11 protein-coding genes are annotated in these 12,385 nt (G+C 51.4%); 5 read left to right on the forward strand and 6 right to left on the reverse strand.

The window, feature by feature from the left end:
- Positions 1-84: 84 nt before the first annotated feature.
- Positions 85-2,433 (reverse strand): methyl-accepting chemotaxis protein, encoded by a 2,349-nt coding sequence (locus AAC599_RS10985; RefSeq protein ID WP_340150444.1) that lies wholly within the window; start codon positions 2,431-2,433, stop codon positions 85-87.
- Positions 2,434-2,655: 222 nt separating this feature from the next.
- Between AAC599_RS10985 and AAC599_RS10990 the strand changes: the two genes are divergently transcribed.
- The 4 genes from AAC599_RS10990 (at position 2,656) to AAC599_RS11005 (ending at position 5,969) form a co-directional block, all read left to right on the forward strand.
- Positions 2,656-3,423, forward strand: a complete 768-nt coding sequence (locus AAC599_RS10990; protein WP_340150445.1) for a class II aldolase/adducin family protein — start codon at positions 2,656-2,658, stop codon at positions 3,421-3,423.
- Between the two features lie 194 nt (positions 3,424-3,617).
- Complete coding sequence (gene msrA / locus AAC599_RS10995) at positions 3,618-4,259, forward strand: peptide-methionine (S)-S-oxide reductase MsrA (RefSeq protein WP_340150446.1); 642 nt, start codon at positions 3,618-3,620, stop codon at positions 4,257-4,259.
- A gap of 140 nt (positions 4,260-4,399) precedes the next feature.
- Entirely contained in the window at positions 4,400-5,314 is a 915-nt protein-coding gene (locus tag AAC599_RS11000) for an EamA family transporter (protein ID WP_340150447.1), read from the forward strand.
- A gap of 46 nt (positions 5,315-5,360) precedes the next feature.
- Positions 5,361-5,969 carry a 2-hydroxychromene-2-carboxylate isomerase gene (locus AAC599_RS11005; protein WP_340150448.1) on the forward strand — a complete coding sequence of 203 codons (609 nt, stop codon included), beginning with the start codon at positions 5,361-5,363 and terminating at the stop codon, positions 5,967-5,969.
- A 36-nt stretch (positions 5,970-6,005) separates the two neighbouring features.
- Here AAC599_RS11005 and AAC599_RS11010 read toward each other — a convergent pair whose 3' ends face one another.
- The 5 genes from AAC599_RS11010 to AAC599_RS11030 form a co-directional block, all read right to left on the reverse strand.
- Complete coding sequence (locus AAC599_RS11010; RefSeq protein ID WP_340150449.1) at positions 6,006-6,446, reverse strand: hypothetical protein; 441 nt, start codon at positions 6,444-6,446, stop codon at positions 6,006-6,008.
- 87 nt (positions 6,447-6,533) lie between these two features.
- Positions 6,534-7,760, reverse strand: a complete 1,227-nt coding sequence (locus AAC599_RS11015) for an NADH:flavin oxidoreductase/NADH oxidase family protein (RefSeq protein WP_340150450.1) — start codon at positions 7,758-7,760, stop codon at positions 6,534-6,536.
- Positions 7,761-7,845: 85 nt separating this feature from the next.
- Positions 7,846-8,685: a pirin family protein gene (locus AAC599_RS11020; protein WP_340150451.1), complete on the reverse strand. Its 840-nt coding sequence runs from the start codon at positions 8,683-8,685 to the stop codon at positions 7,846-7,848.
- Between the two features lie 81 nt (positions 8,686-8,766).
- Positions 8,767-9,525: an SDR family oxidoreductase gene (locus AAC599_RS11025; protein WP_340150452.1), complete on the reverse strand. Its 759-nt coding sequence runs from the start codon at positions 9,523-9,525 to the stop codon at positions 8,767-8,769.
- Between the two features lie 24 nt (positions 9,526-9,549).
- On the reverse strand, positions 9,550-10,917 hold the full coding sequence (locus AAC599_RS11030) for an MFS transporter (protein ID WP_340150453.1): 1,368 nt from the start codon (positions 10,915-10,917) through the stop codon (positions 9,550-9,552).
- A gap of 248 nt (positions 10,918-11,165) precedes the next feature.
- Here AAC599_RS11030 and AAC599_RS11035 point away from each other — a divergent pair, with 248 nt between their 5' ends.
- Positions 11,166-12,383 carry a multidrug effflux MFS transporter gene (locus AAC599_RS11035; protein WP_340150454.1) on the forward strand — a complete coding sequence of 406 codons (1,218 nt, stop codon included), beginning with the start codon at positions 11,166-11,168 and terminating at the stop codon, positions 12,381-12,383.
- The last annotated feature ends 2 nt before the right edge of the window (positions 12,384-12,385 follow it).

The following is a 12,385-nucleotide window of genomic DNA, read 5'->3' on the forward strand; positions in this document are numbered from 1 at the left end:
AGGTGTTTTTATGGAAAGAAAAAGGCAGCGCTTAATTCGGCGAATTTTACCGAATAGCGCTGCCTTCAATGTGCATCAATGAAGTTAGCTGGCGCGAATCTGCGTCAGGAAATTCTCAACTTCCCGATCGAGATCAGAAACCTCTTTCGCCATATCATTGGAGACTTCCTGCACCTGAAGCGCTGTTTTGCCAGTCGATTCCGCCGCGTCTCTGACGGAACTGATATTCTGGGATACTTCCTGAGATCCTTCCGCAGCCTGTTGAACGCTCCTGCTTATTTCACCGGTTGCAGCGCCCTGCTCTTCTACTGCAGCGGAAATCGAGGTCGCAATTTCGTTGATTTTGCTAATCGTGGTTGTAATACCTCCGATTGCTCCAACCGCATTTCCGGTTTCTTCCTGAACGGCTCTGATCTGTTCAGTGATTTCTTCCGTTGCCTTAGCCGTCTGAGCAGCAAGATTTTTCACTTCGCTCGCGACAACTGCAAAGCCCTTGCCTGCATCGCCAGCACGCGCCGCTTCTATCGTAGCATTCAGGGCCAACAGGTTGGTTTGTCCCGCTATGTCGTTGATGAGCCCCACAACGTCACCGATCTTGGCAGCTGCCTCATTCAAGGACGTTACCATGATATTTGTCCGCTCAGCCTCGGACACTGCTTCCCCGGCGATACCTGCTGCCTGATTGACCTGTCGGCTGATCTCATTGATGGAAGACGTCAGCTCTTCTGTTGCTGCCGCCACTGAGTTCACGCTGGATGTTGCAAGATCCGACGCAGACGCAACTGTAGCAGATCGCTGTGTTGTATCTTCCGCCGAGCTTGTCATCGATACAGACATTTCGCTCATTTCAGCCGTGGCTACGGCGAATTTCTCCACCAAATGTTTTACGCTGCCTTCAAAAGCATCGGCGAGCTGGTTCCGCTCTCTGGTCTTCGTTTCTGCGACATCACGCTCGACACGCTCGCGTTCTTCCTGAGCAGATTTTTCAGCCTGGCGCTGCGCTTCTTCCTGCCTGGCCTTTTCTTCTTCACGGATTTTACGTTGTTCATCCGCTTCAAGGCGCGCTTCATTCGCCTCTCTTGCTGTATCGCGGAACCCGACGAGAGCGTGCCCGAGGCGGGCGATCTCATCCGTACCGTCACGATATATGCTGGACGTCAAATCCCCCTCGGAGAGCCGTTGGGCCGATGCCACCAGCAGCATCATGCGGCGAATAATATTTCGTTGTACATAGAGCCATCCGATAGCAATGGTTGCAATCAGAGCTATAACAGCACACACAATCAAAGCCATTCTCGTGTTGTCGGAGAGTGCCTCGCTTTCTTTGGAAGCAACAGCAAGCGATTCCTGCACTTCCTCAGTAAAACTGTTTACATTTTTTACGAGAATCCCGGCGAGAAATCGGCTTTCGCTCACGATGCCCTGAGCAGCATTTGCCGCCTCAAGCTCCATGATGCGGGTTTTGAAAATATTCACCGACCCATCTTTGCTACCTTTCACACCCATCGCAAGGAAATCGTCAAAAAGCTCGACCAGTTCCTTCGTTCGGGCTTTGGATGTCTCTTGTTCGATCGCGGTAAGCGGTGTTCCCATTGATGAAATGGAAGAAAGAAACACTGATTCCAGGTCTTTGACCGCATCGATATCGGCCGCCTGCAATCCTTCTGTCAGAAGGCTCAGCATTTGATATCCACTGCTCTTGAAGGTAAAGATTTCTTCCTGAAAACGCAGAATTTTAGAAGGTTTCGTAGACAGTTCTGATGTATCAAACCGCGGCTTCACACCTGTAAGTGCCTGATCTACAGAACTTTCAAGAAGTTCGCCCCATTGATTTGAATTTTCGATAACCTGAACACGCAGCGGAAGCAAAAAGGAATTAAGCCCGGTATCCAGTATGTCACGCGCTACGGAAAGCCGTGGTGCTGTTGAGTTTAATAAAGCAGCGTATTCAAGACGACTTTGAACCTGTTCGTTCAAACGCTCAAGATTATTCTGGATTTTAACTAGGCCATCATCAATTTTCTGAAGCGACTCATTCCCAACCATATACTGTTGTAATATTTTTAGCTGTTCACTCGTTTTCTTGGCGGCGTTGGTAATTCCTTTATAGCTTTGAGCTCTTTCTGCCTCTCCCTTCGCATTACTCAGTTGCGGAGCCGCAGCCGTAAAAGTCGTTATTTCGTTCGCAAGATTCATAGCTAGAGTGATCGCCGGTACTTTCTGGTCGATCAGTTCTTTTTTCGATGATGTAAGTGTTCCCAGGCTGAACCAGCTCACAATCGATATCGCTACGGTTAATGTCGCTACAACCGAAAAGGATGCAATCAGCCTTGGTCCAATTCCAAACCTGGAATAAGAAGCCTCTCCCTTTTCTTCTACAACCTTGTTTTTCCTATTAAAAAACTGCGTAACCTTTTTTATCATCTGGTACATAAGCCTATTTAGCCCCTCATCAGTTGTAATGGCATAGCTACAGTTACCGTAAAAATATTAACGATGAGTTATACAGCGTCATAATGAAAGAGATTTGGCATGAAAGTCTAAATTTCGCTATACTGGTATAAGAAAAATAAGAACCGTAGCATTTGTTTAAGCGCAGCTGTCCGATTTCCTGCACTCTAACTCTTGCCGAGGAGCAACTAAGAGGAGATCAAGATGAGCGTAACAAACTTAAAAGAGTCATCGCGCAAACAATACAGCGAAGCAGAATGGCAGATCCGGGTCGATCTGGCCGCTGCTTATCGACTGGTCGCCCTGTACGGCTGGGATGACCTTATCTTCACTCACATCTCCGCACGGCTACCTGGGCAGGACAATCATTTCCTCATTAATCCCTACGGCATGATGTTCGATGAAATTACGGCCTCCTCGCTCGTGAAAGTCGATATGAATGGTGAAATTGTCGGAGAGAGCGACTATAAAGTGAATCCGGCGGGTTTTACGATCCACTCTGCTGTTCATGAGGTTCGCCATGATGCAGCTTGTGTCATACATTTACACACCGCTGCCGGTACCGCCGTTGCCACTCAGGAGGAAGGACTGATGCCGCTCAACCAAACGGCATTGGTAATCCGGGAGCAGCTCGCCTATCACGAATATGAGGGCATTGCCCTCAATCATGATGAACGACCGCGCCTTCAGAAGGATCTTGGAAATAAAAAGCTGATGCTGCTCTGGAACCACGGCACCCTTGCCCTTGGCGAAACCGTCGCGGATGCCTTTCTTGGAATGTATTTCCTTGAACGCGCCTGCGAAATGCAGGTTGCCAGTCTTGCGGGCGGCAAAAAGCTTCACTATCCTTCTGACGCTGTCAAAAAGGTAACGGCAGGTCAGGGAGAGAATGGTCTCACGGCTGTATCCGGAATGGCATGGAAGGCTCTTTTACGCAAGCTCGACCGGCAGCTTCCGGGATACGCTGACTGAAAATTTCGCCATCTCTGGCGAGCATAAAATACGAAGGTCCTTTATTCGGCATTAAAGGAATAGACGCAGTTCCGTTGAGAGGCAGAGAAGCTGACATCCTTGTGATATCAACTTTTCGCGAGAGGCATTGGTATTCATGCAGATGATCGCTAGTTTTCAGCTATTGGTGAAAGCAGTGAAACGGAGAACTCCGGATGCGTGAATACATACTCCCTCTCGTATATTCCTGCGTGGCAGTGACAATACTGGGTTACAGCCTTTTGGGAAATTCCGCTCGGGCCAACGCCGCCGAAGAAACGGCAATTCTGGCCGGCGGTTGTTTCTGGTGCGTGGAATCCGATTACGATCATGTACCGGGCGTCATTTCAACAACATCCGGTTATATTGGTGGCGAACTCCCCAACCCCACATATAAAGCCGTCTCCGCAGGCGGAACCGGCCATATCGAAGCCGTAAAAATTGTCTTTGACCCCGGCAAGACATCCTACTCAGACATTCTTGATGTCTTCTGGCGGAGCGTCGATCCAACGGACGATGGTGGACAGTTTTGTGATCGAGGGGAAAGCTACAAAACAGCAATATTCGCAACAACCGATGCCCAGAAGGAAACCGCGCAATCCTCCAAGGCTGCACTCAACGGCTCAGGTATCCTGAAAAAGCCGATTGTTACTGAAATTCGGACTGCTCCCGAGTTTTATCCCGCGGAAGACTATCATCAGGATTATTACAACAAGAATCCAATTCGATATAAGTTCTATCGCTTTTCCTGCGGCCGTGATGCCCGGATCGAAGAATTATGGGGCGATCAGGCACATCAGGGCATCATGGATCATTGATCAGACCTGCTGATGGAAGAAGCTCTCAGTAAATAAAGTGACAAAAAGGCTGTCTGCGCTTTAGAATAGCATTCATATAGTTTCGATTGGGGCCGTGTATCTACCCGATCGTAGGAATAATAACAAGAAAAGCTTAGCCCATGCCTCTTTACGCGGCGCTTCAAAACAGCAGAACTCTTCAGGGTATTGCCTGGATGGTCCTGTCGAGCATCCTTTTTGTCGGCATGACTGCTATTATCCGGCATTTGGGATCCGGGCTGCCCGCCGTTGAGGCGGCTTTCATCCGCTATTTTCTGGGATCGCTTCTAATCCTTCCCATGGTGATCAGGCATTGGCCGGGCATCCCAAGCAAGCGTGATACAGGGTTTTACATCCTCCGGGGGATAGTGCATGGGGCCGGTGTTATTCTCTGGTTTTATGCTATGGCCCGCATCCCGATTGCAGAAGTAACGGCGATTGGATATGTCGCCCCAATTTTTGTGACAATCGGCGCTGCCATATTTCTGGGCGAAAGGCTTCAATTTCGCCGGATAGCCGGCGTCATCTGCGGCTTTGCCGGTGCATTGATTATTCTTCGTCCCGGATTTCAGGAAGTAAATATGGGCCAGATGGCGCAGCTACTCGCTGCCCCGCTTTTCGCCATTTCCTTCATTCTCGCAAAAAAGCTGACAGAAACGCAGGGCTCATCAATGATTGTCGGCATGTTGTCGATTGGATGCACCGTTGCCTTGTTGCCCGGCGCCATACTCCAATGGCGAAATCCGACAGCGGAAGAGTTGTCATGGCTTGCCCTCGCCGCCGTCGTTGCCACAGGCGCGCATTATACATTGACCCGGGCGTTCGAAGCTGCGCCGATAACCGTTACTCAGCCACTCGGCTTCCTGCAACTGATCTGGGCGGCTATTCTGGGTGTGCTCGCATTCGGCGAGCCGCTCGATCCGTATGTCATGGTTGGCGGCGCCGTGATCGTTGCCGCCGCCACCTACATCTCCCATCGGGAAATACAGGTCAGCCGTCAACAGAGAACCCCTACCGCCATCGCTACAAAGGTATGATTGACTAGGCAGCCCGGATTGACCGAACCAAAGAAAGGGAAGAAAAATGACAGCGCAAGTAGAGTTTCATTATGATTTCGGCAGCCCGAATTGCTACTTCTCGCATCTTGTCATTCCCGAGATAGAAAAGCGCACAGGCGTCAAATTCACCTATGTCCCGATTTTGCTGGGCGGGGTCTTCAAACTGACCAACAACAAATCTCCGATGGAACAGTTCAGGGAGATTCCGCTCAAAATGGATTATATGCGCCTTGAAACAAACCGCTTCATTGAAGCCCATAATCTGACAAAATTCCGCATGAACCCGAATTTTCCGGTCAACACCGTGCAAATCATGCGCGGCGCCCTGGCCGCAGAGCAAGAAGGGTGCACGGATCGTTATATCGATGCTGTGTTCACCGCTATGTGGGAGGACGGCAAACAAATGGACGATCCCAGCATTATTCAGGACGTCTTGAACGACGCAGGCCTTGATGCGGAGAAAATCATGGCGCGCGCGCAAGATCAGGAGATAAAGAACGCTCTGATCAGCAATACGAATTCGTCCGTTGAGCGCGGCTGCTTTGGGGCGCCAATGTTCTTTGTCGGCGATGAAATGTTTTTCGGCAAAGACCGGCTGGAGACCGTCGAGCGGGAAATTGCCAAGCAGAAGTAACGCACAGACAGGATATACGCCCGCTACCGATATAATCTATGGTGCTTCAGGCACTGTCTCCTTGCCCTGGCCGCCAAGCCTGGTTGCGAAGAAGCCCATAACAAGCCCGACCAGCGCGCCTTCCAGCACGTACCAGAACGGAGAGGAAAGGGGAAAGTCCGGACCGAACACATCCAGCATCATTTGCGCAAACGTATCATAGACAAAAAGTGTCAGCACAAAATTCATCCATCCACCGATAAGGGGAGCCCGGAACCACCATGGCATGGGAAGACGAAGCACCGGATGCCAAGTCAACACACCAAACACGCCGATAAATGCGCCTACGGTAATATACCAGAACAACACACCGAGCCTCAGCATAAGGCCGCCTTCGGGCCAGATATAGGGCAGCAGAAGAAAGCCGATCAGCCCGACAATAAGGCCAATGATCTTGCCAACGGCAATACGCGTTATCAAAGATGGTTTGTCAAACATGCCTTCTCCTCACGAATTGGAATATTCAACTTACCTAATTAATATAGAACCGCCTTGATGCTGATCAATTTCCACCGATTTTGATTACTAAATAACGCGCCCTTCAAGAGCGGAGGCCGTTTTTTCTTCATTTTCCAGATAGTCGGCCATTGCCGCGTCTCCGGTCATGTTTCTATCCGGTTCAAGGCCATCGGCAATTCGAATAATGTTCAGGCAGAACCAGCCAAGGCCAGCCTTAGAAGGCTTGATCTGTTGTTCATAAGCAATGGCCATGCTATCCGACCCGGCCAGAAGCTGGTTGGGCGCGTCTGTATCCACACAAAGAGGCCGACCGATACCGATGATGTCCACGTCCCCCTCGTCAAGGGCGGCATCCATGGCATTCCGGCTACGAAAGCCGCCTGTTACCATCAGGGGAATACCGGTTGCGTTACGAATACTTTTTGCATATCCCATGAAATAGGCTTCCCGTGCAACGGTTGTGCTCCGAATTTCATCTGTACCGCGCGCGCCGATCATCATGGCCGGATTTTCATAATTCCCACCGGAAATTTCAAGAAGGTCGACCGTATCTTCCTCTAGCCATTTAACCACTTGCAGGCAGTCTTCATGACTGAACCCCCCCTTCTGGAAATCAGAAGAATTCAGCTTGACGGAGATGGGATACTCCCTGCCCACTACGGCCCTTGTTCCCTGCACCACTTCACGCAATAAACGCGCACGATTTTCAAGGCTTCCCCCCCATTTATCCTCACGCTGATTGGCAAGGGGGGAGAGAAATTCAGAAATAAGATACCCATGCGCTGCGTGAATCTGCACGCCCGAAAAGCCGGTTTCCTTTGCAACCGTCGCCACATGAATAAATCGCTTGACGACATCTTCCACTTCGTCGGACGTCAGCGCTCTTGGTGCCGCAAACATACTGTCAGGTAAAGTCATGGAAATTTCAGATGGCGCGACAGGGCGCGGATTGACACGCCGGGGCGTTTGTCGCCCGGCATGACCAATCTGCATGAAAAGCAACGTATTGTTGACCGTTCCGGCAGAGGCAAAAGCGCGCAATTCCTCAAGCCCGCCGTTCTGATCAATGACAACATTTCCCGGTCGCTCCAGGAACCGGCGATCAACCTGTACGTTGCCGGTCACAAGAATACCAGCCCCGCCTTCCGCCCATTTACGATAGAGCCTGACATGACGTTCGGTTGCACGATTCATGGAATCTGCCAGCCCTTCCGTCATCGGGGCTTTGGCAATCCGGTTTTTTACGGTCACACCGCAAGGAAGGGTTATCGGCGAGGAGATATCGGCGGTCATTGGTTGCTGTCCTTTTCGTCATTCTCAAGGTGACAATTATGCGCGGCAAAATCCTAACGGGCTTTGCCGCGCCAATCAAGCAGGCTTAGAAGTTGCCGGTCTGAAAGTCCTGAACAGCCTGCTGAATTTCCTCGAAGCTGTTCATCACGAACGGTCCATACCGCGCAACCGGCTCGCCGATAGGGCGCCCGGCAACCAGTATTGCCCGCCCGCCAGTCTCACTCGACAGACTGACATGATCGCCATCCGAAAGGATCGCGAGATGATGCCGGTCTACGGCTTTACTTCCAACATCAACTGTCCCTTCGAAGACATAGGCAAACGCTGTATGCCCTTCAGGGACCACATGCACATAACTACCGCCGGGAGAAAGCGCTACATCGATATAGATCGGATCTGTCGCAACGCCCGTTACAGGCCCCACGACGATGCCGTCAGGGCCATCAACTTCTCCCGCCAGCACACGTATTTGCGTACGGCCGAGATCCACTTCCGGCACATCTTCCGGATCAATATTCTGATAGCGCGGCGGACACATTTTATCCTTTGCCGGCAGGTTCACCCAAAGCTGGAATCCGCTCATACGGCCCTCTTTTTGCTCCGGCATTTCCGAATGCACGATGCCGCGCCCGGCGGTCATCCACTGAACACTACCGGGACCGAGAACCCCTTCTGAGCCGGTGGAATCCTTGTGCCGCATCTGACCTGCGATCATATATGTCACGGTTTCAAACCCGCGGTGCGGATGAGACGGGAACCCGGCAATATAGTCGTCGGGATTTTCCGTGCCGAAATTATCAAGCAGCAAAAACGGATCCAGTTCAGAAATCTGTCCTGTCCCGATTGACCGACGCAGCTTTACGCCAGCCCCATCGGAGGCTTCCGTCGAGAGGATGACACGGGTAACAGTACGTGGTGTGGACATAATAAACCTTACTTTCCTTCTCCATAATATTGGAACGACCGGTTAGATATAGGCATCAATATCCGGATTGTAAGTCCCACCCTATCCGCGGCCGATAAACGGCATCTTGGTCGCCATAATCGTCATGAACTGGACATTTGCCTCAAGACTGAGACTATCCATATAGAGAACAGCCGAGGCAACATTTTCCACATCCATCACGGGTTCCGGCGCCATTTCCAGATTAGCCTGTGGCACGCCTTTTTTCATGACGGCCGTCATCGGTGTCTCCGCATTTCCAATGTCGATTTGCCCACAGGCGATATCAAACGCCCGCCCATCAAGGGACAGGGATCTGGTCAAACCGGTTATCGCATGCTTGGTCGAAGTATAGGCAATACTGAAAGGCCGAGGAACATGCGCGGAAATCGATCCGTTGTTGATGATCCGCCCCCCCATCGGCGTCTGCTTGCGCATCATCCCGAAAGCAGCGCGCGCGCAATAGAAAGACCCGTTCAGATTCGTATTGACGACATTTTGCCAGACATCGATTGCGAGTTCATCCGGCGGCACCGGCGGCGCCCCGATTCCGGCATTATTGAAGAGTAGGTCAAGCCGACCGAACTCGGATCGGATCGTGTCGAAAAGATCGCCGACAGCAGCCGGATCACTGACGTCGGTCGGCACCACGCGACCGTTTCCCGCATTTTCACCGGCCAGGTCCAGCGTTTCCTGCAACGTCTGACGTTTACGTCCGGCGAGCACAACTCTATATCCGTTCTTCAACAACGTCAGTGATACCGCCCGCCCAATTCCCGCCCCTGCTCCGGTAACCAGAGCAATTTTTCTCTTTTCAATCATTTAATCCAAATTCCATTTATTCGATTAGCTAAGCATTGCCTTCATCGCCCGTTTTCGGGCCTGACCGGCAACCAACCTGCGTTTGCGGGGCGCGGCAAGCCAGACAGACAAGATCGATAAGATCGACAAGGCGATAATAACATAAAAGGCCAGATGGTAGTTCCCGCCCTGATCATAGAAATACCCGGTCAACCACGGTCCTAACGCGCCACCAACAAGAGCCAGCATACCAAGTGTTCCGAAAATGATACCATAGCCCCGACCCTGGAACAGATCTGCGGGCATGGACCCGAAGACCGTTGCGATCCCATAGCCCAGGCCGCCTTGCAGTATCACCATGGCATACATCATCGTCACGCTCGGCACATGCTCCATCACCAGCAGCAGGACACAGCTTAACAAAAACCCCGCAGTGGAGAGAGACCAGACCCACTCCCGGCCAATGCGATCGGAAAGGCTGCCCAGATAAATCTGTCCGAGCACGCCCGCAAAGCCGACAAGGCCAAGCGCAGAGGCAGCCTCCATGTCCGAAAATCCAATTTCGATCAAATATTTTGTTTGATGAATCTGCACGGCATACCAGACATATAGCGCTGTTGAGCACGCCAGCGCCAGCCACCAGAATGTTGCCGTTTTGGCGGCTTTGCGTAACGTCCAGTCCGTATTCACCCATTCCGCGTCAACAACAGGATCCGCCGCCGTTTGCTGACCGCGCGTCATTTCCTTGTCCGGCGCGGCATCCCCGTCCGGAAACAGGCCAATATCCGCCGGTTCCTTACGCTGGAGGAAAAAGTTCATTGGCACAACAATGACCAATAGCAACCCAGCCATTAACCAGCAAGCATCCCGCCATCCTTCTGCGGAAATAGTTTCCTGTATAAGAGGCATCAGAATGATTGATCCGATCCCGACACCCGAAAAAGCAATGCCCACAGCCAAGCCGCGCCGACGCTGAAACCAGTTGGGCAGAAACATTGACTGCCCCACATAGGTGAGAACAATTCCGGTGCCAACCATGAGCACGCCCAGTGTGAGATAAAAGTGCCAAGGCTCCGTCGAGTAGGTAGAGAGGATAAAGCCAAGACTTACCGACACTGCCGAAATAGATAAAAGAAACCTTGGTGCAATGAACTCCAGAAGCTTCCCGACAACCGGAGCCAGAATAGCCGCAACCGCAAACCCAATGGAAAAGGCCGCGGCCGTTGTCGCACGATCCCAGCCATATTCATTCAGAATTGCCGGAAAAAGCAAAGAGTATGAGGTCCGGACATTCACCCCGATTCCCATTGTGATAAAAACGATCGCTACAACTGCCCAGCCGTAAAAAAAGGGCGTGCGTGCCAGCAAGGCATCCATACCGCTCAGCGGCCTGTTACTTTCCAGTTGGCTCATGCTGTTTCCTTATTATTTATTTTGAAATGCGGAATCTCCCAATCAGCATGACGAAATCTTACTCCAGTATTCGTTGCAAGCGAAACGGAAATATCAGCTTTTTTGTTTGACGATAAACAACTTGCTCTCTGTCTCAGGGATTATAGTATAAAGCCGATTCACCAAGCATCGGGACAGGGCCGGATAGGGACTGCTATCTGATGGCTTTATTCCTGAATGTCCCCGAAAAACAGGAGCTCCATAGGGCCATGACTTCATCTTCCACAAAACTCGGGTTTGTTGAACAGGTCGTCCTGCTCGCGATGATGATTTCAATGGTTGCCCTGTCAATCGATGTCATGTTACCGGCGCTGCTTCCTATCAGCCAAGACCTTCAGGCCACCGACCCGAATGACCGGCAATATGTCGTTTCTGCCGTTTTTCTTGGCCTCGCAATCGGACAGCTTTTTTACGGACCGATTTCTGACAGTACCGGCCGAAAACCCGCGATTTACTTCGGCTTTGGCCTTTTTCTCGTGGGATGCCTGCTGGCGATATTCGCGGAAGATTTCACCACAATGTTGATCGGCCGGTTTTTGCAAGGCCTCGGGGTTGCCTCTCCCCGTATTGTGTCCCTTGCCCTTATCCGCGATCAGTATGAAGGGCGGGAAATGGCAAGATTTGTCTCTCTTGTCATGACAGTCTTTATTCTGGTGCCGATATTGGCCCCGGCTGTCGGTCAGGGAATTCTGTTTTTTGCTGAGTGGCGGATGATCTTCGTAACCCTTTTTGCTCTGGGTTTTGCCACTCTGCTCTGGTTTGGTGTGCGACAGGATGAAACACTGGCACCTGAAAAGCGTGCCCCCTTCTCACTTCGCAGGATCTGGCGTGCCGTGAAAGAAGTGGTCTATACCCGGGCCGCATTTGGCTTTACGATGGTTGGTGGCTTTATTTTCAGCGCTTTTTTGGGGTATCTGACAATGTCCCAGCAAATTTTCCAGGATCAATACGGTGTCGGCGAAATGTTCGCTGTTTATTTTGGCGTCCTCGCACTCGCAATTGGAACCGCGTCATTTACCAATGCCAGATTGGTCATGCGATTCGGGATGCGCAAGCTGTCATATATTGCTCTTGTCGCACTTACCGGCATCTCCGGCCTCTTCCTGATCTTTACGTTTGTGAAGAACGGGCAACCACCGCTCTGGACGCTTGTCACCTTCTTTATGATCGCGTTTTTCTGCATCGGTATCCTGTTCGGAAACTTCAACGCCATGGCAATGGAACCGCTCGGCCATATCGCTGGAGTTGCCGCCGCCGTCATAGGCTCGATCACGACCTTCGTTTCCATGGGACTGGGAACACTTATTGCTCAGTTTTACAACGGAACTGTCCTGCCCTTGATTGCCAGCTTCGCCTGCTTGGGAGCCTTGTCTCTCGCCGCGATGATCTGGACCGTGCGGACATCTAAAACACTTCCGGGTTCCTGATC

Origin of the sequence: uncultured Sneathiella sp. (assembly GCF_963976355.1) — a bacterium.
Lineage (GTDB): Bacteria > Pseudomonadota > Alphaproteobacteria > Sneathiellales > Sneathiellaceae > Sneathiella.